Raw genomic sequence first — 23,169 nt, 5'->3', positions numbered from 1 at the left:
CAGTGCGGCTTGATACTTTTAGTTCGTTAACGCTTGAGAGGTCTTTATGAGCATATCCCGCGAGGAAAAAATCCAGGCTTGGCTGGCAGCTGCCGACGATTTGCGTGCGCGTTTGGCGGCACCCGACACCATGACCCTGAAGCAAGTGGCCGGCATGAGCCCGCAGGAATTTTTCGAGGGCATCGGCAGCGGCCAACTGCCCTCGCCGCCCATCAACGAGCCCATGGCGATGGTGCCGATGGAATGGTCCAGCGGCCATTTCATCTTCCAAGGCCACCCCGCGCTTATGCACTACAACCCGCTGGGCAGCGTGCACGGCGGCTACATCGCCACCATGCTCGATTCGGCCATGGGCTGCGCCATTCACACCATGCTCAGCAAAGGCCAGGGCTACACCACCACGGATTTACGCATCAGCTACGTGCGCGCCGTTACCACCGCTGTCGGCCCGATTCGCGCTGAAGGGCGAATCATCCACGTTGGTCGCTCCACCGCGCTCGCCGAAGGCCGCCTGTACGACGTAGACGACAAGCTCTACGCCACCGGCTCCACCACGTGTTTGATCATGAACATGCACGGCTAACGCCACGTCGCAGGAGAAACACCATGGAAAATATCGTAATCGCCGGTTATGCCCGCTCGCCGTTTCACTTCGCGCGCAAAGGCGGTCTGATCAACGTGCGCCCCGATGACCTCGCCGCCCAAGTGGTGAAAGAACTGGTTGGCCGCCTCGACATCGACCCACGGGAAATCGAAGACCTGATCATGGGCTGCGCCTACCCCGAAGCCGAGCAAGGCATGAACATCGCGCGCATCACCAGTTTTCTCGCTGGCCTGCCCGACACCTTGGGCGGCGCGACCGTCAACCGCTTCTGCGGCTCGTCCATGACCGGTGTTCACTTTGCGGCTGGGCAAATCTTGCTCGGCGCTGGCGAGGCCTTTATTTGCGCGGGCGTGGAATCGATGACCCGCGTGCCCATGGGCGGCTTCAATATTTCGCCCAACCCGACACTGCTTGAGAGTTTCCCCCAGGCGTATATGTCGATGGGTCAGACGGCCGAGAACGTCGCCAACCTCTACGGCATCAGCCGCGAAGAGCAAGAGCTGATGGCCGTCGACTCCCACGCCAAGGCCGCCAAGGCGCGCGAACTCGGTTATTTCACCGACGAAATCGTGCCCATCGCAACGCCGGAAGGCGTGGTCAGCGAAGACGGGTGCATTCGCCCGGGCACCAATGCCGACGCACTGGCCACGCTCAAGCCGGCATTCGGCGGCAGCGTCACCGCCGGCACCGCCTCGCCATTAACCGACGGCGCCGCAGCGGTGTTCGTCTGCACCGAAGCCTTTGCCAAACGCTGGAACCTCGATGTGCTGGCCCGCGTACGCGCCGTGGCGGTGGCCGGCTGCGCGCCGGAAATCATGGGCATGGGCCCGCTGCACGCCACGCGCAAGCTGCTGCAACGTGAAGGGCTGAGCATCAACGACATCGACCTGGTGGAAATCAACGAAGCCTTCTCCAGCCAATCCATTGCCTGCGTACGCGAGCTGGGCCTGGATATGGCCAAGGTCAACCTCGACGGCGGCGCGCTGGCCATGGGTCATCCGCTCGGCGCCACCGGTGCACGTATTACCGGCAAGGCGGCCTCGCTGCTAAAACGCACTGGCGGCCGTTTCGCCATCGCCACCCAATGCATCGCTGGCGGCCAGGGCGTAGCGACGTTGTTAGAAGCGGTGTGATGCTCATTTGCCGGCTGGTTTAGAATGATAGCCGGCATTTCACGTCAATTGGAGCTGTTGCCATGCGTTACTCCGAAAACCACAAGGCACAAACCCATCAGCGCATCGTTGACGAAGCGTCGGAGCGTTTTCGCCGCGACGGCATCGGCGCCACTGGCCTGCAACCGCTGATGAAAGCGCTGGGCCTGACCCACGGCGGCTTTTACGCGCATTTCAAATCCAAGGATGACCTGGTTGAGCAAGCGCTCAGCGCGGCCGCGGCAAAACTGGCCGACGGCGTCGAGAAAACCTTTTCTGAAGCGCAGCCCCTGCAGAATTTTATCCGCTACTACCTGAGCAACACTCACCGCACCCACCCCGGCAAAGGCTGCCCACTGACGACGATGTGCGCCGAACTCGGCCAGCGCGGCCAAGCCAGCCCCACAACTGACGCCGTGGTGCAAAGCCGCTTCAGCAAACTGGCAGAACACCTGGAAGGGCCAGATGCCGATGAGCAAGCCATCGCCCTGCTCTCAACGCTCGTGGGCGCTTTGGTGCTGTCGCGCAGCGTGGCCGATCCGCAATTGTCCGAGCGCATTTTGCAAGGCGCCAAGCAGCAGTTGTTTAAGCAAGTGGAACAAGAAGCAGCGAGCGACGCCTAGCCTCACACGGGCTCAAGGCCCAACTGGCTCCATTGCGCGCGGGTGAGCCGCTGGCGGTTGTGGTAGTCGTGCCACGGGTCGCGCTGCAAGGTGTCGAGGCGCTTGTGCAGATTGCCGACGGTCCATTGTGCGGCGCTTTCCAACGTGGCTAATTCGTCCCGTTGAATCGGCACCGACACCGGCAATCCTGGCCGCGCACGCACCGAGTAAGCGCTGGCCGTGCTGGCGCCGCGCTGATTGCGCAGGTAGTCGATAAAGATTTTCCCCACCCGATTCTGCGGTCCCATTTTGTCCGTGAAGCGAGCCGGGTCTTGGCTGGCCATGTGCTGCGCTAGCGCCTTGGCAAAGGCTTTCACGGTGTCCCAACCGGCGAGTTGTTGCAGCGGCAGCACAATGTGCATGCCTTTACCGCCGCTGGTTTTGAGCCACGCCTCAAAGCCCAGATCATCCAATAGCGCGAGTGTCGCCTGGGTTGCCTCGACCATGGCGCTCCACGGCAGCTCAGGGTCGGGGTCCAGGTCGAGAATCAACCGGTCGGGCGTTTCCACCGCCGCGCTGGTGGCGCCCCAGGTGTGCAGCTCGATACAGCCCATCTGGACCGCGCCAATCAATGCCGGCAAGCTGTCGATCTGCATCAACTGCGGATGCGCCGGGTCGAGTGCTTGGTCCAAATGGGTGATGTGCGGAATCGCCAGGTGCGGGGCGTGCTTCTGGAAAAAATGCTCGCCTTCAACACCGTCGGGCGCGCGCAGTAACGACAACGGGCGGCCCTTGAGGTGGGGAAGAATCCACTCGCCGATGCCGTGATAAAACTGCGCCAAGGCAAACTTTTGCGTGCCGCTCTGCGCATCGATAACCCGCTCGGGATGGCTGATCGACACCTCATCAAGCAGTTGCCGGCCTTTGCCGGCTGCGCCGTGCGACTGGTTCGCCGCTTCACCCGCGTGGATGTTCTTGCGCGCCGATGGGGCCGCCGCATCAGCTACGGAATCGGAGGTGTGCGCGCGTTTACGTTCGCTCATGGCCAGGACCTCGGCGCGTTAACTCGCCTTGCTGGTTTTGGTGGATTTGCGCGCAGGCGCTTTGGTTTTCGACGCGGTGCTTTTGCTCGCACTGCTGCGTGAGCTTTTTGCTCTTGGCGCGGGCGCCTCGTCTCCTTCCGACTCCTTGCTTGATGCCCCCGCGCCCTTCTTCGCCGACGGCTTTCCGCCCAGGCTGCGCTTGAGCAGTTCGGTAAGGTCGATAACGTCGGCGGTGCGCCGCCCTTCTTCGCCCGGCGGCTGCTCCACCGCTTCGATCTTGCCCTGCTGCGCCTTCTGCTCTACGAGCTGCATGATCTTGTCGGTGAAGCTGTCTTGGTAATCGTCCGGGGACCATTCGCCGCTCATGTCCTCTACCAGGCGCTTGGCCATTTCCAGCTCACCCTTGGCCAGCTTGGCATTACTCACCGAGGCCGGCAGCTCCAGGCTCGCCAGGCTGCGCACTTCGCTGGGCCAGCGCAGCATCACCAAAACCATGGCGTCTTCGATGGGCATCAGCGCCGCCAGGTGCTGCTTGGTATGTAAAACCACCAGCGCCAGCGCCACCTTTTTGGTGCTGGCCAGGGTTTCGCGCAACAAGGCATACACCTTCTCGCCGCGCTTGTCGGGACTGAGGTAATACGGCGTGTCGATGTGCTGCAGGGGAATTTGCGCGCTGTCGACGAACGAGAAAATGTCGATGGTTTGCGTGGACGCCGGGTGCGCTTCGCGAATTTCCTCCTCGCTCAGCACCACGTACTGACCCTTCTCGTACTCCACGCCTTTAACGATGTTCTCGCGGTCGATTTCTTTGCCGGTGACCTTGTTCACGCGCTTATAGCCCACGGGCTCCATGCTGCGTTTGTCCAGCCAATCGAAGTCGACGCCCTGGGAGGCGGTGGCGGAGTTAAGCGCCACGGGGATGTGCACCAAGCCAAAACTGATGGCGCCTTTCCAGATGGCTCGTGCCATGACCGGCGTTCCTCGCTCAATTCTTCAGTAAGTGTTCAGGCCCTGTCGGAAACCGCGCTACAGCGTCACGCCGTCGCTGTAGGTCACGCGGTCCAGCTGCGTGATGTCGCTGATCTCGCGCAGCATGTTGTCGGCAGCGGTTTCCGCCTCGTTCTCACACACGCAGCCCGGCACGATCACCCACAGCACGCGCACTTCGGCACCCATGCGTTTGGGTTGGTATTCGATCAGGCCCACGTAGTTGTGGCCTTCCTTCATGGCATCGGTCCAGGCGATGCAGGTATCGAAATCACGAAACATGCTTGCTTTCCCCCTACAGGGCCTCGTATGGCTCACAGAAGTTGGGACCGGCCGGGTTAAAAAAGAGTTGCAGTTTTGTTTGTCACGCTACCCTGCCCTCAAGTGGCGCAGCAGAGCGGCTGACGCCTCAAAACCGTGCCATCAAGACGCCACGCTCGTCGCAAATATCCTTTAAAAACAACAAGGTTCGTGCCTTGTGCGCCGCTTCGCTGTAAGTTTCTTCCTACATTCAGCAAGCCGCGAGTTACGCCCATGAAAACGGTTGCGATGGTGCTGTTTCCCAACTTTTTGCTGCTCGACATGGCCGGTCCGTTCGAAGTCTTCTCCGTCGCGAACCGGTTTTTGCCGGAGCAGGACTGCTACAAGCTACTGACCATCGGCACCGAGCAACGCCAGGTGCCGGCTTCCAACGGCGTGACGGTGCAGACCAATCTGACCCTCGCCGACGGCTGCGAGCCCTACGACCTGCTGTTGGTGCCCGGCGGCCCCGGCGCTTACAACGAGCGGTTTCCCGAGGTGTCGGCCTGGCTGCACGTCGCGGTTCAGCGCTGCAAAATGTACGGCTCGATCTGCACCGGCGCATTCATTCTCGGCGAGGCTTGTTTGCTTGATGATCACCAGGTCACGACGCACTGGAACTACACCGACCGCCTGATTAAACGGTTCCCCAGAGCGCGCGTGGGCACCGACCAGATTTACGTGAAAGACCGCCGCTTGCTCACCTCCGGCGGCGTCACGGCGGGCATCGACATGGCGTTGGCGGTGGTGGCTGAAGACCACGGCAAGAAGGTGGCGGTGGATGTCGCCAAGGTGCTGTTGGTGGCCATGAAGCGCCAAGGCGGCCAGGCACAGTTCAGCCCAATGTTGGCCGCGCTGGCCGAACAGGATTCGCCCATCAACCAGGTGCAAACCTATGTGCTGGCCCACCTTGACGAAGACTTTTCCGTGGAGCGCATGGCCAGCCTGGCCGGCATGAGCGCACGCCACTTCGCCCGCGTGTTCAGCCGCGAAGTAAACATGACGCCTATGGAATTTCTGCAACACGCCCGTATCGACCGTGCTCGCAGCCTGCTGGAGAGCACCGATTTGCCGCTGAAAACCGTGGCCTATCGGGCCGGCCTGGGCAGCACGCGGCACATGCGTTTTCTCTTCAGCGAGAAGCTTGGCCTAACACCCGTTCAGTACCGCCAGCAATTTGGTTGAAACCATCGTGCTAGAGGTGTCCGTATTGCGCACCTCGTTGGCCGGAACCGGCCTTCCTTGAACCTTGTTCGCCGTGCAGCACCTGCCCACACTCAGGTCAGGTTTTCATGCACAAAGGAAGGACCATGGCCAGTATCCATTGGACGTCGCGCCGCTCGCTCACACCCAGCGACGAGAAGGACGGCGAAACGCTGGTAACCGGAGGTCTCACGCGCTGGCGTGAACAGCTGGTTAAGACGCTCATTCACAGCCTGCTCAGCGAGAAAATCACCGTGCCGCAACTGGCACAAGCTTGCGCGCTGTCACGCAGCCACTTCTCCCGCGCCTTCAAGCGCAGCACCGGCATGTCGCCGCAAGACTGGATTCACCAGCAGCGCATCAACCAGGCCAAGCGCCTGATTCAAGAATCCGACATGACCCTCACGCAGATCAGCGCCGAATGCGGCTTCTGCGACCAAGCCCACTTCTGCCGCACCTTCACCCGAACCGAAGGGGTGAACCCGATGGCCTGGCGCAGCCGAACGGTTGCGAACAATGCGTCGTAGGTTGGCTTAAGCCCGCCGCATCGCGCCGCCCGCCAAGGCCGTCAGCGCAGCCGGTGTTTGTGCAACAGGCGATAAAACGTCGGCCTGGAAATGCCGAGCATGCGCGCGGCCACACTCATGTTGTCGCCGTAACGGGCCAAGGCGTCGCAAAGCGCCTGGCGTTCGGCGTTGCTTTTGTAGACATCGAGCGTGGCGAGCGTTGGCGAGGTGTCTCTGTCGAGCATATCGAGCATGGCGTTCTGCTCCCTGGCATCCGTTTTAATTTTCTGAGTTAAAACAATCCTTTTCCTGCCCTGTTTTCAACCGTAGCAAGTTTTTTGACGCGCTTAGGACGGATTTCTTCTAAGCGACGCCGCCTCGCTGCATGAATGGTTCCCGAAAGCCATAAGAACAATAGGTGATTAGCGTCTTGCCAAGCCTGTAATTGCTTGGCATAAACGCTCAGCCAATAACAATGCACAAGGACCGTCACCCATGAAGGTTGTGAAGCGGATTTTGCTTCTCGTCGTACTCGCCGTCTTGGCGGTTCTGGCTGTTGCCCTCTACTACATTGCCAACCCGAATTTGCCGGCTTACCAAGCCCCCACGCAGCTGCATTATCTGGAGCAGTGGACGCCCGAGGCGCGCCAAACCTATTACTACACGCCCCAGGGCACGGAAGTGAAAGGCCTGCGCTATGACTGGTTTACCGCGCTGGAGCTGCCCTTCTCCGAAGACAAATTCGCCACGCCGGATTACCTCGCCCGCTTTGGCTTTCTCACCGAACCGAACCAACAACCCACGTCGTTGAACCCTGGCAATTTGCCGGTCGGTTTTGCCCGTCATCTGGAAGAAGAGACCGGCGCGCAATTGCTCGATATCACCTGCGCCGCGTGCCACACCGGCGAGCTGCGTTTCAAAGGCAACTCGGTGCGCATCGATGGCGGCGCCGCCTTGCACTCGCTGGCCTCCACCGTACCGACGCTAAAAGGTGGCAGCTTCGGGCAGGCGCTCGGCATGAGCCTGGCCTTCACCTATTACAACCCGCTGAAATTCACCCGCTTCGCCAAGAACGTGTTGGGCGACAAGTACCCGGAAGGCCGCGACCAATTGCGCACCGACCTCAAGGTCACGCTCAACCGTATCCTGTCGCAAGCGTGGAACGACACCCATCGCGGCCTTTACCCCACCGAAGAAGGCTTCGGCCGCACCGACGCCTTTGGCCGCATCGCCAACAGCGTGTTCGGCGACGCCATCGACCCCAGCAACTACCGCGTCGGCAATGCCCCGGTGAGCTACCCGCAGCTGTGGGATATCTGGAAATTCGACTGGGTGCAGTGGAACGGTTCGGCTATGCAACCGATGGCGCGCAATATCGGCGAAGCCTTGGGCGTGGGCGCCACCGTCCGACTGTTTGAAGACAACCAAGGCCGCGTGCCCGTGGCCGAACGCTACGCCTCCAGCGTGCGGGTGCGTGATCTTTACACCCTGGAAGAAACCCTGAAACAGCTGAAACCACCGACCTGGCCCGAGCCCGTGCTGGGCAAGGTCAATTTGGAAATGGCCAGCCAGGGCCGCGCGCTGTACCAGGAGAACTGCGCCTACTGCCACGCGCCGGACCCAAAAGCGCCGGACAAACGCCTGGCCCCCACCCGCGACCCTGAATGGCGGATGCGCATCGTGCCGGTCAGCATAGTCGGCACCGACCCGACGACCGCCGACAACATCGCCGACCACCGCTTCAACATCAGCAAGCTGGGCTGGAGCAAAGAGCAGCTCAGCACGCTGGGCGTGAAGCTGTTCGACGGCAAATTGGAAGACCTGAATTTCCGCAGCATTTCCAGCGCCAAGGGCCTGGCCTACATCACCGCCTACGTGGAAAACCGCGCGTATCAGGACGCCGGCATCAGCGGTGAAGAGCGCTGGAAAATGGACGGCTACGGCCTGCCCATCGGCGTTCAGGAAAAGCGCGGCTACAAAGCGCGGCCCTTGGACGGCATCTGGGCCACCCCGCCGTTCCTGCACAACGGCTCGGTGCCCACGCTGTTTGAACTGCTGTCGCCGGTGTATGAGCGGCGGGCTGAATTCTGGGTCGGCAACCACGAGTACGACCCCGAGCGCGCCGGCTACCGCAGCGAGAAATTCGACGGCGGTTTCCTGTTCAAAACCAGCGTCACCGGCAACGGCAACCAAGGCCATGAGTTCCGCGACGGCTGCCGTCAGCAAGGCGTGATTGGCCGAGGCCTTAGCCCGAACGAGCGGCTGGCGTTGATCGAATACCTCAAGGTGCTTGGCAATGCGCCGGTGGAAAGTCAGCTGCAACCGGTTACACCCGCCGCCTGGACGCCAGGCCCAAGCTGCCAGGGATGATCCCTACCGTGGGACACATACATAAGGACGCGCTTCATGCTTAAACGCTTTTGGCTCTGGCTGGGCCGTGTGCTCGGCAAATTGCTGTTGATTGTGGCGGTGGTCGGCCTCGGTGGCTGGGCCATCGCCGAGCTGTACTACGCCTGGAAATTCTCCGGCCCGGTGGCGGCCGAGGAGCAGATTCCGCCCGGCGAAGCGGCCATGACGCGCGGCATCATCGAAGATGCCATTCGCGTGGTCGAGCAGCACAAAGACCAGACCCGTGTACTGCGCGACGCCCACGCCAAAGCCCATGGCTGCGTAAAGGCCGAAGTGACCGTGTTGCCCGAACTCAACGATGAGCTGCGCCAAGGCGTATTCAGCGAACCGGGCAAAACCTGGCAAGCGCTGATGCGCCTGTCCAACGGCAACGCCTACCCGCAATTTGACCGCGTTCGCGATGCGCGCGGCATGGCCATCAAGCTGTTCGACGTGCCGGGCGCCAAGCTGATGACCTCCCCGGCGGTGGCCGGTGAGCAAGACTTTGTGATGTTCAACCACCCCTCGTTCTTTGTCAGCGACGTGGCTGAATACCAGAGCAACTTCAAAGCCCAGGCCGATGGCAAAACCGTGTTGGCGTTTTTCCCCAGCCTGGATCCGCGCACCTGGCAGATCCGCCACCTGACCATCGCCCTGAAAACCCTCGCCCCCGCGCCCGACAGCCCGGTGGCCACCACCTACGACTCGGTCGCGCCGTTCAAATTTGGCCCGCATAACATCAAGTACCGCGTGGTGCCCGCGCCGCAGCGCTGCCCGGCGTACACCTTGCCGGCGGTGAACACCGACATGCCGAATTTCCTCCACGACGCGCTGTACCAGCAGCTGTCGCTGGACCGCATGCCGGCCTGTTTCGAGCTGCAAGTGCAACGGCAGAACCCGGCGTTCTACATGCCGCTGGAAGACACCAGCATCGAATGGAGCGAGAAGGTTTCGCCGTTCGAAACCGTGGCCACCATCAAAGTACCGGCGCAGGATTTCGACAGCACCGAACAAACCCTGGCCTGCGATAACCAGTCGTTCAACCCCTGGCATGCGCTGCCAGAACACCGACCATTGGGCGGCATCAACCGTCTGCGCAAAGCGGTGTACGAGGCGGTGAGCGCGTACCGGCACGAACGCAATAACCCGAAGTAAACCCGCGCCCACCGTTCTCAGGCGTCCATCGGCCTGAGAACGGTGGGCCGGAATAACCGTTAGCTACCTTCCCTTCTCGCCGATCACTGGCCATCATTGCCCTACGTTTTCCGGCGAAGTTTTTTCAGCATGCACACCCAAACGCCCAGCTCTCTGGCCATCACGGGGCAAATTGTTTCCGTGGTGTTTTTTACCTTTCTCGGTTTTCTCTGCATCGGCATTCCCATTGCCGTGGTGCCGGGGTTTGTCCATGACCAGTTGGGTTACGGCGCGGTCATCGCCGGGCTGACCATCGCTTCGCAATACCTCGCCACCCTGCTCAGTCGCCCGCTGGCCGGCCGCCTGGCCGACAGCCTCGGCACCAAGCCGGCGCTGGTGTACGGCCTGTGCGGAATCGCCGTCAGCGGCCTGCTTACCCTGTTGTCCACGCAACTCAGCGCTTACCCGCTGGTCAGCCTGTCGATCATGCTGGCGGCGCGTTTGTTGTTGGGCGTGACGCAAGGGTTGCTGGGCGTGAGCACCATTAGCTGGGGCATCAACCGGGTGGGCGTGGAATACACCGCGCGGGTGATTTCCTGGAACGGTATCGCCGCGTATGGCGCCATCGCCATCGGCGCGCCGGCCGGCGTGCTGATGGTCGACGCGTGGGGTTACTGGACCCTGGGCGCCGCGCTGATGGCGATAGCGGCGCTGGGGTTGCTGCTGATCTGGAAACGCCCGTCAGCGCCCGTGCTCAAGGGCGAGCGCCTGCCCTTCAGCACGGTGCTGGGCCGAATTGCGCCCTATGGCGTCGGCCTGGCGCTGGGTTCAATCGGTTACGGCACGCTGACCACCTTTGTCACCCTGTATTTCGCCAGCAAAAGTTGGAGCGGCGCGGCGTATAGCTTGTCGGCCTTTGGCGTGGCGTTTATCGGCGCTCGGGTGCTGTTGATCGACGCGATCAAGCGCTACGGCGGCTACAACGTGGCGATCAGTTGCATGGCCATCGAAACCCTGGGGTTGCTGCTGTTGTGGTACGCGCCCACGCCGGCCTGGGCGATGGCCGGCGCGGCATTGACCGGCTGTGGGTTGTCGTTGGTGTATCCGGCGCTGGGCGTCGAGGCCATCAAGCGCGTGCCGGACAGCAGCCGCAGCGCCGGCTTCAGCGCCTATGCGGTGTTCTTTGATTTGGCCCTGGCGATTGCGGGGCCGCTGATGGGCGCGGTGGCGTATGGCGTTGGCTATAACGGCATTTTCCTCGCCGCCGCCCTGCTCGCCGTGGCTGGCCTAAGCCTGAGTCTGTGGCTGGCGCGACGGGCGCATTCACCGCAATAGCGTCAATGCAACGAAGCCTGGTGGTCGCGCAAATCCGGCCCCAGCACGGTGCTGAAAAACTCCACCGCTTCGGCATTCATGCGCCGATGAATGCGCTGGCGGTCGACGCCGTCGGCGTCTTTGCACAGCATCGGCATCATCTGTTCCTGCTCGGGCGAGCATGGCGACATGAAGATGAAGTGCCCGGCGCCATCGAGCAGTCGGTAATTCGGCCGTTGCGGCAGGCTGCGGCTCAGGGCCAGGGCGTTGGTTTCCACGGAGAGCAACTGGTCGTTATCACCGGCATACATCAACACCGGCAGCTGCACGCCTTGCAGCTCTTCCTTGCCGAACATCAGCCCCAGCGGCGCCAGCAATAACAGCGCTTTCACCCGAGGATCGCTCTCGGCCACCAGATCATCGCGGTCGACCACCAACTCGCCGTGGCTGCGGCAGGCGTCTTCGTCCGCTGGATGCGCCTGGCAATAATCGCGCAGCAACTGCTGCTGTGGCTGCGCGCCGCCGACGATCAGCGCCGTTTCGCCCCCGGCGGAATAGCCGATCATGCCGATGCGCTGCTCATCCACAAACGGTTCAAGCCAGGGGTCTTGCAGGGCGTCGGTGATGGCCTGCGACACCTGCATCGGTCGGCCATACAAATTGCTCAGCGTGCCGAGACGGCTTTGGTCGGCGTAGTTGTCGCCGGGGTGAATCACCGCCAGCACGACGAAACCATGTTTGGCCAGATACGTCGCGAGGTCGTGTTGAGCGAGGGGGCTGCCGCTGTTGCCGTGGCTCAGCACCAGCATCGGATAGTGGCCGGGCGCGACCGGCGCGTCTTCGCCAGCGGCGATGTGATAGGGGCCAATCTGGCTGACCGTCGTGCGGGCATAGGCCGGGTAGAACGCGACGGCCTGCATGGGTTGTTGGTCGAGGGGATCTTGCAGGGTCATGCGGTGAAAGCCGACGGTCAGGCGCGAACCCACCGTGCCGGCCGAAGCCGGCAACGCGCCGGCCATTAAACCGAGCACTACCACCATCACACGCGCAAAAAAGGTGCTCACGCCCACCTCCTCAAAACCATCGCCGCCCACTTTCGCCTGCCGCAGCGCCGAGCATGAACCCGCAGCGGCCGCTTCGCAAACACAGTGAGATGACAAAAGCATGTGGCGTGCCAAAAAAAATCCCCGCCGAAGCGGGGATTTTTCTCAGTGCCGTTCAGCCGTTACGCGGCTACAAACAGACCCGCCACTTGCTCGTTGGCGGCGGCCAGTGCTTTGGCGCGCGGTTCTTCACCGTAAGCCAGGCCTTCTGCGCGCACCACTTCGATGTCAGTGATGCCGAGGAAGCGCAACAGCAGCTGCAAGTAGTCTTCGTGGGCGATGCCGCTGGCTTGACCGGCATGGATGCCACCTGCGGTCGAAACGATGATCACCTTTTTACCGCCGGCCAGGCCTTTCGGGCCGTTCTCGTCGTAGGCGAAGGTTTTGCCAGCGACGGAGATGCGGTCGATCCAGGCTTTCAACTGGCTTGGAACGGAGAAGTTGTACATCGGCGCACCGATAACGATGGCGTCGGCGGCCAGGAATTCGTTCAGCGTCGCTTCGCCGAGTTCCGCTTCGTGTTTTTGCGCCGCATCACGCAGCTCGGCAGGCGTACCGCCGGCAACCAGGGTGGCAGCGGAGAAGTGGCTGTAAGCATCGGCGGCCAGGTCGCGGTAGCTCACCTGAACGCTGGAGTCGGCCGCTTTCCAGGCGTCGACCACGGCTTTGCTCAGGTGGCGCGAGGCCGAGTTGTCGCCGAGGATGCTGGAGTCAAGGTGCAGAAGTTTCATGGTGGTTCTCCGAATCAAGGGGGCCGTAGCGGCGTTAAAAGTGGGTTGAAATTCGATGGAGCTAAGCCTACCGATGATTCCAATAGCGCATTAGTCAGCAAAAATGTGATAGTTCGTCCCACCTATAGGACGATGACGACAGCCAGAACCCGCTATGCAAGATCTCAACGACCTGTTCTATTTCGCCAAAGTGGTGGAAGCCGGCGGTTTCGCCGCGGCCGGCCGCCTGCTCGGCGTGCCGAAGTCGCGCTTGTCGCGGCGCGTTGCCGAGCTGGAAGATCGCCTGGGCGCACGCCTGTTGCAGCGCAGCACGCGCACGTTGGCGCTGACTGAAATCGGCGAACACTACTTTCGGCACTGCCAGACCATGATCATCGCCGCCGACATGGCCGACGAAGCCGTGGCCACGCACTCCAGCGAACCGCGCGGCCGGGTGCGGGTGTCATGCCCCACGGCGTTGGCCGAGTCGTACCTGCCGCCGATCATCAACGACTTCCTCAGCAGTTACCCGCAGGTGCAACTGGAAGTAGTGCTGGTGAACCGCCGCGTCGACGTGCTGGCCGAAGGTTTCGATGTGGCGCTGCGGGTGCGCGATGAAGGCGACGAAGACCCCAACCTGATCGCGCGCAAGCTGCGCCCCGCCGTCGCCGTGCTGGTGGCCTCCCCTGCGCTGCTGGCGGGTCGGCAGATCAACGAACTGAACGACTTGCGCGAACTGCCGGTGCTTGGCGCCGTGGATACCGACCGCAAGGTGCGTTATCGCCTGGTGGACGGTGACGGCAACAAGCGCGAAATCGCGTTTGAACCGCGCCTGGCCATTGAGGATTTTTCCGTGCGCAAAAACGCAGCGCTGGCCGGCCTGGGCTTTTCCATGCTGCCGTTGATGAACTGCCACGAAGAGCTGGCCGACGGCCGCCTGGTGCAGCTGTTGCCGCAATGGAAATTACCCGGTGGATTCCTGCAGGCCGTGTACCCGCACCGCCGTGGCATGCTGCCCGCCGTGCGCGCCTGGCTCGACCACGTAACCGAACACTTTCGCGGCGACTGGCCGCACCCGGTTTAACGCCCTCTCGGCAAAGGAGATGAACATGAACGCCAGCCAAACCGCCGACTTCCTGCTGCAACTGCCGGGCGTGCGCGAAGATCTGAAATGGGGCGACAACCGCGTCTTTTCGGTGGCGCAAAACAAGATGGTGGCGGTGATCAACTTTATCGGTCGCGGCATCGCCTTCAAGGTCGATAGCGACCTGTTTCTTGGCTACGTCGACCGCCCAGGCTTCAGCCCGGCGCCTTATCTGGCGCGGGCTCACTGGGTTCGGTTGGACAGCACGGAGTCGATCAGCACCGCCGAACTGCAAGACCTGCTGACACGCTCGCACCAACTGGTGGTGCGCAAGTTGCCGAAGATTCGTCAGGTCGGGTTGCTGCTGGATTAACTCGCCGTGGCAAACAACGGCGCGCGCTGCACATCGCTCAAGGACTGATGCCCGAGGTAGCCGTACAACGAACTGGCGATGTCGTTGGCGCGGATCGGCAGCACCGACAGTAAGGTGTCGCTCAGCCCATGGCTGGCCTGGCAGAAGCCCTGCATGTAAACCGCCGCCTGGCAGCGCTCGTCGGTGACGATGCGGTAGTCGCGGTCCACTTCGAAATCGCCCAGGTACGGCGCCAGCGGCTCCAGCAGTTGTCGGTGGCTTTGCCGTTCGTAGCCCGTGGCGAGCACCACGGCGTCGTAACGGTGCACGTCCAATTCGCCGCTGGCGCTATGACGCAGGGCCAATTCGATGCCGTCGGCATGGACGGTGGCGCGTTCCACGGTGCGCAAATGGTGAAACGCGTGGCGTTGAATGCCCGAGACTTTCTGCCGGTAGAAAATGCCGTAGATGCGCTCGATCAAATCGATGTCCACCACCGAATAATTGGTGTTGTGGTACTCGCGGATAAACCGCTCGCGCTCGGCGCCGGTCTGGCTGAAGACCAGGTCGGTAAATTCGGGAGAAAACACTTCGTTCACGAACGGGCTGTCGTCCGCCGGTTTTAGCGCCGAGCCGCGCAAAATCATGTCGACCTTCACCGATGGGAAACTGTCGTTCAGGTCGATAAACGCCTCCGCCGCGCTCTGCCCGCCGCCGATAATCGCCACGCGCATCGGCTTGCCGCCCACACACGGCTGCTGCGCCATGTGCTCCAGATAATGAGCGTGATGGAACACCCGGGGTTCGCCTTTGAGGCTGCGAAACGCTTCGGGAATACGCGGCGTGCCGCCGGCGCTGACCACCACGGCGCGGGTCTGGCGCACAAAGGTTTCGCCCTGGCTGTCACGCGACACCACGCGCAGCGACTCGACCCGGTTGTGATGCAGCAGCGGCTCGATTGCCAGCACCTCTTCGCCATACCGGCTCTGCTCACTGAACTGCGCGGCGACCCAACGCAGGTAGTCGTTGTACTCCATGCGGCACGGGTAAAAGGTGCCAAGGTTGATGAAGTCCACCAGGCGGTCGTGGGCGTGCAGGTAGTTCACGAACGAATACGGGCTGCTGGGATTGCGCAGCGTGACCAGGTCTTTAAGAAAGGAAATCTGCAACTCGCTCTGCGTCACCAGCGTATTGCCGTGCCAGCGGTAGTCGGCCTGCTTATCCAGAAACAACACATCCAGCGCGCCTTGATGCTGAGCGCGCTCACGCAGGGCAATGGCCAACGCCAGGTTGGACGGGCCAAACCCAATGCCGATCAGGTCGTGAATGGCGGCAGGTGCAACGGATGCAGTCATGGTCCAGTGTCCTCTGGAAAAGCCACGCACAGCGGGTGGCGAGCGAATCGGGTGGCGAGCAGAGATCGCCTGTTGTGTAGGAACGAGGACAAGGGAATTAAATTTAAAGGCGCGTGGTTGAAAGCTGTGGGCTGGGGGGTTGGCGGACGGCAGGCGGCTTACTCGGCGTCCCACTCGCGCATGCGCACGCGGCAGTGCTTCATGGCGTTGACGATATGTTTTTCCACCAGGCTCTGGGAAATGCTCAAGCGCTCAGCAATCTCGTCGTGGCTAAGGCCTTCAAGTTTGCGCAGCAAAAACGCGTCGCGGCACAGGCTGGGCAATTCGTCGAGGGCACGTTGCAGCAGTTGCAGGCGCTGGTCGTGGGCCAGGGAACGGTGTGGCGAGGGCGTGAAAAACTCTTCTTCCTGATCGAGCACGTCGAGGGTTTCGGTGCGTCGCAGGGCGTTTCGGCGGTGTTCGTCGATGACCAGGTTAAGCGCGGTGCGATACAAAAACGCGCGCGGCGACTCGATTTGCGCTTGACCGGCCCGCTCCATCACACGCAGGTACGCGTCGTGGGCAACGTCGGCCGCCACGTGTCGGTCCCCCAGCTTGGCGCTCAAAAAGCGCACCAGCTCCCGGTAATAAATCTCCAAAACGACTCCCGGCCACAGACGTGACGGCGAACATTGCGATAAGGTTGACCACCCCTGACCGTCATACTGGCAGTATGGAATTATTCATTTTATAATAATTCTCATCAAGCATCTAATCTCATCTGCCAGCGATTTCACCTTTTCAGTACCCGGTAACCGGTATTCCCTGATGAACAACGCGCCTTCCCCTGCCAACGACGACCCTCTGGTTGAGGTGGCTGCACATTGGTGTATGCGCATGCATGCGCCCGATTGCACGGAAGAAGAACGCGAGCAGTTCAAGCGCTGGCTCGACGCGCACCCCAGCCACGCCATCGAATATGTCGCCATGCTGGAAATCTGGGACCTCAGCGAACAGCTTCCGGCCAGCGCTACCGTTACCGCCCCACGCCCTTCCCTGCCTACGTCCGCAAGCGCCGCGAACCGCCCCACCCATGCGCGCCGTCGCGGTTGGCGTCCGCAAGCCCGGGCCATCGCCCTGGCCATTGTGGCGCTGCCGTTGGCGGCTTACGGCGGCTGGATGATGGGCTGGCTGCCCGATTCCTATGAGCAGTTCGACACGGCGCAAAACATCAGCCGCATCACCTTGAGCGATGGCAGCGAAGTCGAACTGAACAGCAACTCAAACCTCAGCTTCAGCAACTACCGCGACCAGCGCCGCGTGCGGCTGAGCAGCGGCGAGGCGTATTTCCACGTCACCCACGACAGCGAGCATCCCTTTGTGGTGACCGCTGGCGAAGGCTCGATCACCGTCACCGGCACGCGCTTCAACGTGTGGAAATACCAGAACAGCGTGGTGGTCACCGTCACCGAAGGCTCCGTGCGCGTGCAAAGCGACCGCCAAGGCAACGACAGCACGCTCACGCCGGGCCTGCAGGCCAGCTTCAAGCCGGGCGACCTCAAGCCCACGGTGAAATCGGTCGACACCGCAACCGCCCTCGCCTGGCGCGACGGCAAGCTGATCCTCAACGACATCACCCTTGGCGAAGCCGTGCCGCTGCTCAATCGTTACCTCGACGAGCCGCTGTTACTCGCCGACCAGAGCACCGCCGACATCCGCATCGGCGGCATCTACAGCACCCGCGACGTCGCCAGCCTGGTGAAAGCGTTGCCCAAAGTGCTGCCGATCAAACTGGAGGCACAAGCCGACGGCACCACCCTTATTCGCAACCGCACCGCCCCGCTCTAACGGCTAAATTTCCCGCGCGTTCACTCGTTCATTTGGCAGACCCTCACGAGCCTGCCAATGAGCGCCCTGATTACCCCTCGCCGCCTTGTTCTCACCCTACTCTGCCTGACGCCGCTGATGGCCGTTGCCACTTGGCAGGCATTGCCGTTGCGCGGTGACCAACTGCCTAGCGTGCCGGTAGCGCGCGGCAGTATCGAAAGCAGCGTGAGCGCCCTGGGCACCTTGCAACCACGGCGTTATGTGGATGTCGGCGCGCAGGCCTCCGGGCAAATTCTGAAACTGCATGCCGAGCCCGGTGAGCATGTGGACGAAGGCCAATTGCTGGTGGAAATCGACCCCTCGACCCAGCAAGCCAAGGTCGACGCCAGCCGCTATTCGATCGACCAACTAAAAGCCGAACTGGCCGAACAGCGCGCCCAGAACGAACTGGCCAACCAGCAGCTCAGCCGCCAGCAACACCTCGCCCGAGGCGGCGCCACGCGCACCGAAGACGTGCAAATTGCCACCGCGCAAGTGCGCGCCAGCCAGGCCCGCATCGCCATGTTCCAGGCGCGTATTCGCCAGGCCGAAGCCAGCTTGCGCAGCGACGAAGCCGAGCTGGGCTATACGCGCATCTACGCGCCCATGGCCGGCACCGTGGTGGCCGTGGATGCGCGCGTAGGCCAAACCCTTAACGCCCAACAACAAACGCCGCTGATCATGCGCATTGCCAAGCTGTCGCCGATGACGGTGTGGGCGCAGGTCTCCGAGGCCGATATCAGCCGCATTAAACCCGGCATGCACGCCTGGTTCACCACCCTCAGCGGCGACGGCCGGCGCTGGAACGGCACGGTGCGCCAAGTGCTGCCGCTGCCGCCCACACCGCTGGACCAGGCCAACCAGGGCGGCGGCAGTCCCAATGCCGACGGCGGCGGCCGAGTGGTGCTTTACACCGTGCTGCTCGACGTCGATAACGCCGACGGCGCGCTGATGGCGGAAATGACCGCGCAAGTGTTCTTCGTGGCTGGCAAGGCCGATAACGTGCTGACCATTCCCGTGGCCGCGCTGCAAGATGCCACCGCCACGCCGGACACTTACCAAGCGCTGGTCCTCAACGACAAAGGCCGGATCGAACCGCGCGAGGTGCGCACCGGGCTGCGTGATCGCATGTCGGTGCAAATTCTGGCCGGCCTGGAAGAAGGCGAACGCCTGCTGATCGGCCCGCCCGCCGGGGCCAACGAATGAACGCGCAGGCTCTGGAAAGCCCGCACGCCACGGCCCTGATCGCCCTCACCGATATCCGCAAGCAATACGGCGGCCATGGCGCGCCGGTGGTCGAGGTGCTGCGCGGCGTGTCGCTGGCGATTTATCCGGGTGAATTCGTCGCCATCGTTGGCGCTTCCGGCTCAGGCAAATCGACGCTGATGAACATCATCGGCTGCCTCGACCGTCCCACTTCGGGCAGTTACCAATTCAGTGGCATCGATGTGGCCCATATGCCCGCCGACGAGCTGGCCTGGCTGCGGCGCGAGGCCTTCGGTTTTGTGTTCCAGGGTTACCACCTGATTCCCTCGGCCAGCGCCCAGGAAAACGTGGAAATGCCGGCCATTTACGCCGGCCTCAACCACAGCGAACGCCAGCGCCGGGCGGCCGCGCTGCTGGAGCGTCTGGGCCTGGGCAGCCGGCGGCAGAATCGCCCGCACCAGTTATCTGGCGGCCAGCAGCAGCGCGTGTCGATTGCCCGGGCGTTGATCAACGGTGGCCATATCATTCTCGCCGACGAGCCCACCGGCGCCCTCGACAGCCACAGTGGCGCACAAGTCATGGCGCTGCTCGACGAGCTGGCCGAACAGGGGCATGCCGTGGTGCTGATTACCCACGACCGCGACGTCGCCGCCCGCGCCCGCCGCGTGATTGAGGTGCGCGACGGCGTGATCATCAGCGACAGCACCAGCAGCACCGCGCCTGCCGCGCAAGGACAAGCGCAAATCGAACAGCTGCAACGGCGCCTGCGCGAACCGAGCACCAGCAGCGCCTCGTGGAGCGGCGAAGTGGTCGACGCGTTAAAGGCAGCGTGGCGGGTGATGTGGGTGAACCGCTTTCGCACCGCGCTGACCTTGCTCGGCATCGTCATTGGCGTGGCGTCGGTGGTGGTGATGCTGGCCGTTGGCGAGGGCAGCAAACGGCAGGTGATGGCGCAGATGGGCGCGTTCGGCTCGAACATCATCTACCTCTCCGGCATCGCGCCCATGCCACGGGCGCCGGAAGGTGTGGTCAGCCTCGACGATCTGGCTGCCGTCAGCACCCTGCCGCAGGTGCGGCAGATCATGCCGGTAAACGGCGGCGACACCGTGGTGCGCTACGGCAATATCGACTACTACGCCTACACCCGCGGCAACGGCGTGGCCTTCCCGAGCATCCTTAACTGGCCGGTGGCGCAAGGCAGTTTCTTTACCCAGGCCGACGAAGACCGCGCGGCCACCGTCGCGGTTATTGGCCAGAAAGTGCGCGACGCCTTGTTCGCTGGCGTCGCCAACCCGATTGGCCGCTACATCCTCATTCAGAACGTGCCGTTTCAAGTCATCGGCATTCTCAGTGCCAAAGGCGCCAGCTCCGGCGATGACGACAGCGACAAGCAAATTGTGGTGCCCTACTCCACCGCCAGCATTCGCCTATTCGGCAAACACAATCCGGAGTTCGTGGTGATCGCCGCCGCCGATGCCAAACGGGTGCACGACGCCGAGCGGGCCATCGACCGCCTGATGCTGCGCCTGCACCGTGGCGTGCGCGATTTTCAGCTGACCAACAACGCCGCCATGATCCAGGCCGAAGCGCGCACGCAAAACAGCCTGTCGCTGATGCTCGGCGCCATCGCCGCCATTTCCCTGCTGGTGGGCGGAATCGGCGTGATGAACATCATGTTGATGACCGTGCGCGAACGCACCCGCGAGATTGGTATTCGCATGGCCACCGGGGCGCGGCAGCGCGACATCCTTCGCCAATTTCTCACCGAAGCGGTGTTGCTCTCGGTGGTGGGCGGCATTGCCGGAATCGCCTTGGCGTTGCTGGTCGGCGGCGTGCTGCACCTGAGCCAGATTGCGGTGGTGTTTTCCCTGCTAGCCATGGCTGGAGCGTTTTTCTGCGCCCTGATTACCGGCGTGGTGTTCGGCTTTATGCCGGCGCGCAAAGCCGCTCAGCTCGACCCGGTCACGGCGCTGACCAGCCCATGAACAACCTATCGCTTGCCCTGCTCCCCGTGTGCCTGGCGCTCAGCGCCTGCAACACCGCACCTGCCGATACCCAACCGCCCGCCGCGCCCTCGCAATGGGCCTCGCCGCACACCGTGGCAGCTGGCGAGGGCGTGCAGCGCGACTGGTGGCGCGCCTTTGGCAGCCCGCAATTGGCCGAGCTGATCGCCCAGGCCGAACGCAGCAGCCACGACCTGGCCGCCGCCGAAGCCCGCGTTCGCCAGGCCCGCGCCAGCAGCACCATTGCCGGCGCGGCGCTGCTGCCGGACGTAAAAGGCGGGTTCGATGCGGCGCGCGAAGAACTGCTCGGCGGCGACGGCTACAGCCAGCGCGACACCGACCGCGACGACCGCCGCCTCGACACCTACACCGCCAGCCTCAGCGCCAGCTATGAAGTGGACTTTTGGGGAGGCCGCGCCGCTGCCCGCGACAGCGCGCGGCAAATCCAGCGCGCCAGCGAATATGAACGGGACACCGTGCGCCTGACGCTGCTCAGCAGCGTCGCCAGCAGCTACCTCAGCGGCCTGGCGCTGGCCGAACAGCTGCGCATCGCCGAACAGAATCTGGCTAACGCGCAGCAGGTGCTCACGCTTATCGACCAACGCTTCGAGGCCGGCGCCGCCACTCAACTGGAGCTGGCGCAACAACGCAGCCTGGTCGCCGCGCAACACCGGCAATTGCCGCTGCTACGCCAGCAGGCCATGGAAGCGCGGATTGGTCTGGCGTTGCTATTGGGCCAGCCCGTGCAGCAACTAGCCACGAGCGGCGAACGCTTCACCGAGCTGCAATGGCCGAGCATCGCCGCAGGCGTGCCGAGCCAACTGCTCACCCGACGCCCCGACATCGCCACTGCCGAAGCGCGTCTGGCCGCCGCCCATGCCGACCTGCAAGTGGCACGCGCCGCCCTGCTGCCGAGCCTGACCCTCACCGCCAGCCTCGGCACGGGCGCCGATGCATTCAAGAATGTGTTGGAAAACCCGTTCTACACCGTTGCCGCCGGGCTCACCGCACCGATCTTCAACGCCGGCAAACTGGCCGCCGGCCGCGACCTGAGCCAGGCGCGTCAGGAAGAACTGCTACACGCCTACCGAGCCGCCATTGACGCAGGGTTTGCCGACGTCGAAAAAGCCCTCACCGCGATTGCCGGGCTGGACCAGCAACGCACCTGGCAAGACCAGGAACGCCAACACGCCCAGCGTGCGTTTGAGCTGGCGCAGAACCGCTACCAATCGGGCGCCGAAACGTTGCTGAGCGTGCTGGAAACCCAACGCGTGTTGTTTCAGGCCGAAGAAGGTGGCGTGCAGCTAAGGTTGGCGCGGATGCAGGCGGCGATTGCGTTGTACAAGGCGTTGGGGGGTGGATGGCGGTCGTAGCAATCGCGTCTGCCGCTGCCCTCACCCCCGGCCCCTCTCCCGCAAGCGGGCGAGGGGTGACTTTGGCCGAACTGACGATGTGAGGCCGATACGCCGCAAAAAGCCCCCTCTCCCGCTTGCGGGAGAGGGCTGGGGTGAGGGGCCGTGCTGTTGGCGCTACGCCGAATACTCCGGCGGCAACGGCGGCAGCTCATCCAGCAACTGGCTCAAACCCACCGACCACTGCTGGCGAACCCCTTCAAAATACGGGTCACTTTCCAGCACGCGGAAACCGGCTGGCACTTGCAGGCTGTCGGCTTTGTAGACGACCACGTCCAACGGGAAGCCGACCGACAAGTTACTGCGAATGGTCGAGTCGAACGACACCAGCGCGCAGCGCAGGGCTTTGTCGAGGTCGGTGTGGTAGTTCAGGGCGCGGTCGAGGATCGGTTTGCCGTATTTGCTTTCGCCAATCTGGAAGAACGGCGTGTCGTCGGAGGCCGAGATGAAATTGCCCAACGGGTAGATGTTGTAAAGCTCCGCCGGCTGGCCGCTGATTTGTCCGCCGACCAGAAACGAGCAGCTCAGATCAACCCCCGCCGCCATCGGTGAGTTGGCGTCGCGCGCCATGACTTCGCGCATGGTGTCGCCCACCAGCGTGGTGGCGCCGTACAGGTTGACCACGTTATGGAGGTGCACGCCGTCGTGGTTCAGGCGCGTGCGCAGCAGATTGATCACCGCTTGCGAGGTGGCCAGGTTGCCAGCGGTTTGCAGCACGATCAGGCGCTCGCCAGGTACGGCGAACACATGCAGTTTGCGAAACGTGGCGATATGGTCGACACCGGCATTGGTGCGCGAGTCGGAGACAAACACCAGGCCTTCGGCCAGGTTCAGAGCAACGCAATAAGTCATCAGAGTCCACACAGG

At 62.8% G+C, this 23,169-nt stretch carries 21 protein-coding genes and 2 pseudogenes; 14 read left to right on the top strand and 9 right to left on the bottom strand.

Annotated features, from left to right (window positions below; genetic code table 11):
* The first annotated feature begins 46 nt into the window (after nucleotides 1–46).
* The 3 genes from AC0IW7_RS23665 to AC0IW7_RS23655 all read left to right on the top strand — a co-directional run bounded on the left by AC0IW7_RS23665 (nucleotide 47) and on the right by AC0IW7_RS23655 (nucleotide 2,378).
* A complete protein-coding gene (locus AC0IW7_RS23665; RefSeq protein ID WP_471821214.1) occupies nucleotides 47–583 on the top strand; it encodes a PaaI family thioesterase in 537 nt (178 codons plus the stop codon).
* A gap of 23 nt (nucleotides 584–606) precedes the next feature.
* Nucleotides 607–1,737 carry a thiolase family protein gene (locus tag AC0IW7_RS23660; RefSeq protein ID WP_471821212.1) on the top strand — a complete coding sequence of 377 codons (1,131 nt, stop codon included), beginning with the start codon at nucleotides 607–609 and terminating at the stop codon, nucleotides 1,735–1,737.
* A gap of 62 nt (nucleotides 1,738–1,799) precedes the next feature.
* Entirely contained in the window at nucleotides 1,800–2,378 is a 579-nt protein-coding gene (locus AC0IW7_RS23655; RefSeq protein ID WP_471821211.1) for a TetR/AcrR family transcriptional regulator, read from the top strand.
* Nucleotides 2,379–2,380: 2 nt separating this feature from the next.
* Here AC0IW7_RS23655 and ligD read toward each other — a convergent pair.
* The 3 genes and pseudogenes from ligD to AC0IW7_RS23640 form a co-directional block, all read right to left on the bottom strand.
* Nucleotides 2,381–3,259 (bottom strand): annotated as a pseudogene (gene ligD / locus AC0IW7_RS23650) (non-homologous end-joining DNA ligase); the annotation flags it as partial.
* Nucleotides 3,260–3,418: 159 nt separating this feature from the next.
* Complete coding sequence (ku, locus tag AC0IW7_RS23645; protein ID WP_471821209.1) at nucleotides 3,419–4,369, bottom strand: non-homologous end joining protein Ku; 951 nt, start codon at nucleotides 4,367–4,369, stop codon at nucleotides 3,419–3,421.
* A gap of 57 nt (nucleotides 4,370–4,426) precedes the next feature.
* Nucleotides 4,427–4,669, bottom strand: coding sequence for a hypothetical protein (locus tag AC0IW7_RS23640; protein ID WP_122498001.1), 243 nt, complete (start codon nucleotides 4,667–4,669; stop codon nucleotides 4,427–4,429).
* A 252-nt stretch (nucleotides 4,670–4,921) separates the two neighbouring features.
* Between AC0IW7_RS23640 and AC0IW7_RS23635 the strand changes: the two genes are divergently transcribed.
* Together AC0IW7_RS23635 and AC0IW7_RS23630 are read left to right on the top strand one after the other, a co-directional pair.
* Nucleotides 4,922–5,872 carry a GlxA family transcriptional regulator gene (locus AC0IW7_RS23635; RefSeq protein ID WP_463382477.1) on the top strand — a complete coding sequence of 317 codons (951 nt, stop codon included), beginning with the start codon at nucleotides 4,922–4,924 and terminating at the stop codon, nucleotides 5,870–5,872.
* 125 nt (nucleotides 5,873–5,997) lie between these two features.
* Nucleotides 5,998–6,417: a helix-turn-helix domain-containing protein gene (locus AC0IW7_RS23630; protein ID WP_471821207.1), complete on the top strand. Its 420-nt coding sequence runs from the start codon at nucleotides 5,998–6,000 to the stop codon at nucleotides 6,415–6,417.
* A 41-nt stretch (nucleotides 6,418–6,458) separates the two neighbouring features.
* Here the strand turns inward: AC0IW7_RS23630 and AC0IW7_RS23625 are convergent.
* A pseudogene (locus AC0IW7_RS23625) lies at nucleotides 6,459–6,614 on the bottom strand (helix-turn-helix domain-containing protein); the annotation flags it as partial.
* A gap of 277 nt (nucleotides 6,615–6,891) precedes the next feature.
* Here AC0IW7_RS23625 and AC0IW7_RS23620 point away from each other — a divergent pair.
* The 3 genes from AC0IW7_RS23620 (at nucleotide 6,892) to AC0IW7_RS23610 (ending at nucleotide 11,253) form a co-directional block, all read left to right on the top strand.
* A complete protein-coding gene (locus tag AC0IW7_RS23620; protein ID WP_471821205.1) occupies nucleotides 6,892–8,766 on the top strand; it encodes a di-heme-cytochrome C peroxidase in 1,875 nt (624 codons plus the stop codon).
* Between the two features lie 36 nt (nucleotides 8,767–8,802).
* Entirely contained in the window at nucleotides 8,803–9,939 is a 1,137-nt protein-coding gene (locus AC0IW7_RS23615; RefSeq protein ID WP_471821203.1) for a catalase family protein, read from the top strand.
* A 129-nt stretch (nucleotides 9,940–10,068) separates the two neighbouring features.
* Nucleotides 10,069–11,253, top strand: a complete 1,185-nt coding sequence (locus tag AC0IW7_RS23610) for an MFS transporter (RefSeq protein WP_471821202.1) — start codon at nucleotides 10,069–10,071, stop codon at nucleotides 11,251–11,253.
* A gap of 2 nt (nucleotides 11,254–11,255) precedes the next feature.
* On the opposite strand, the gene AC0IW7_RS23605 is transcribed toward AC0IW7_RS23610, so the two are convergent.
* On the bottom strand, nucleotides 11,256–12,272 hold the full coding sequence (locus AC0IW7_RS23605) for an alpha/beta hydrolase family protein (protein WP_463384679.1): 1,017 nt from the start codon (nucleotides 12,270–12,272) through the stop codon (nucleotides 11,256–11,258).
* Between the two features lie 185 nt (nucleotides 12,273–12,457).
* The gene (locus AC0IW7_RS23600) at nucleotides 12,458–13,066 is read right to left on the bottom strand and encodes an FMN-dependent NADH-azoreductase (protein ID WP_463382473.1); all 609 of its coding nucleotides are present in this window, start codon (nucleotides 13,064–13,066) and stop codon (nucleotides 12,458–12,460) included.
* A 154-nt stretch (nucleotides 13,067–13,220) separates the two neighbouring features.
* Here AC0IW7_RS23600 and AC0IW7_RS23595 point away from each other — a divergent pair, with 154 nt between their 5' ends.
* Together AC0IW7_RS23595 and AC0IW7_RS23590 are read left to right on the top strand one after the other, a co-directional pair.
* Nucleotides 13,221–14,129: a LysR substrate-binding domain-containing protein gene (locus tag AC0IW7_RS23595; RefSeq protein WP_471821201.1), complete on the top strand. Its 909-nt coding sequence runs from the start codon at nucleotides 13,221–13,223 to the stop codon at nucleotides 14,127–14,129.
* Nucleotides 14,130–14,154: 25 nt separating this feature from the next.
* The gene (locus AC0IW7_RS23590; protein WP_471821199.1) at nucleotides 14,155–14,502 is read left to right on the top strand and encodes an MmcQ/YjbR family DNA-binding protein; all 348 of its coding nucleotides are present in this window, start codon (nucleotides 14,155–14,157) and stop codon (nucleotides 14,500–14,502) included.
* On the opposite strand, the gene AC0IW7_RS23585 is transcribed toward AC0IW7_RS23590, so the two are convergent.
* Together AC0IW7_RS23585 and AC0IW7_RS23580 are read right to left on the bottom strand one after the other, a co-directional pair.
* Nucleotides 14,499–15,836 (bottom strand): lysine N(6)-hydroxylase/L-ornithine N(5)-oxygenase family protein, encoded by a 1,338-nt coding sequence (locus tag AC0IW7_RS23585; protein WP_471821198.1) that lies wholly within the window; start codon nucleotides 15,834–15,836, stop codon nucleotides 14,499–14,501. The genes AC0IW7_RS23590 and AC0IW7_RS23585 overlap by 4 nt on opposite strands.
* 158 nt (nucleotides 15,837–15,994) lie before the next feature.
* A complete protein-coding gene (locus tag AC0IW7_RS23580; protein ID WP_471821197.1) occupies nucleotides 15,995–16,474 on the bottom strand; it encodes a sigma-70 family RNA polymerase sigma factor in 480 nt (159 codons plus the stop codon).
* A gap of 169 nt (nucleotides 16,475–16,643) precedes the next feature.
* Between AC0IW7_RS23580 and AC0IW7_RS23575 the strand changes: the two genes are divergently transcribed.
* From AC0IW7_RS23575 to AC0IW7_RS23560, 4 genes are read left to right on the top strand one after another with little or no spacing between them, the layout of a single operon-like run.
* Complete coding sequence (locus AC0IW7_RS23575; protein WP_471821195.1) at nucleotides 16,644–17,663, top strand: FecR family protein; 1,020 nt, start codon at nucleotides 16,644–16,646, stop codon at nucleotides 17,661–17,663.
* A gap of 57 nt (nucleotides 17,664–17,720) precedes the next feature.
* Nucleotides 17,721–18,887, top strand: coding sequence for an efflux RND transporter periplasmic adaptor subunit (locus tag AC0IW7_RS23570; protein ID WP_471821193.1), 1,167 nt, complete (start codon nucleotides 17,721–17,723; stop codon nucleotides 18,885–18,887).
* Entirely contained in the window at nucleotides 18,884–20,872 is a 1,989-nt protein-coding gene (locus AC0IW7_RS23565) for a MacB family efflux pump subunit (RefSeq protein ID WP_471821191.1), read from the top strand. Before AC0IW7_RS23570 ends, AC0IW7_RS23565 begins: the two co-directional genes overlap by 4 nt.
* Nucleotides 20,869–22,263: an efflux transporter outer membrane subunit gene (locus AC0IW7_RS23560; RefSeq protein ID WP_471821189.1), complete on the top strand. Its 1,395-nt coding sequence runs from the start codon at nucleotides 20,869–20,871 to the stop codon at nucleotides 22,261–22,263. Before AC0IW7_RS23565 ends, AC0IW7_RS23560 begins: the two co-directional genes overlap by 4 nt.
* A gap of 156 nt (nucleotides 22,264–22,419) precedes the next feature.
* On the opposite strand, the gene AC0IW7_RS23555 is transcribed toward AC0IW7_RS23560, so the two are convergent.
* A complete protein-coding gene (locus tag AC0IW7_RS23555) occupies nucleotides 22,420–23,154 on the bottom strand; it encodes a proteasome-type protease (RefSeq protein ID WP_471821188.1) in 735 nt (244 codons plus the stop codon).
* Between the last annotated feature and the right edge of the window lie 15 nt (nucleotides 23,155–23,169).

It is taken from the genome of Pseudomonas sp. AC229, from assembly GCF_979254655.1.
The sequence above is the reverse complement of the archived record's forward strand: the minus strand, read 5'-3'. Positions and strand labels throughout refer to the sequence as shown.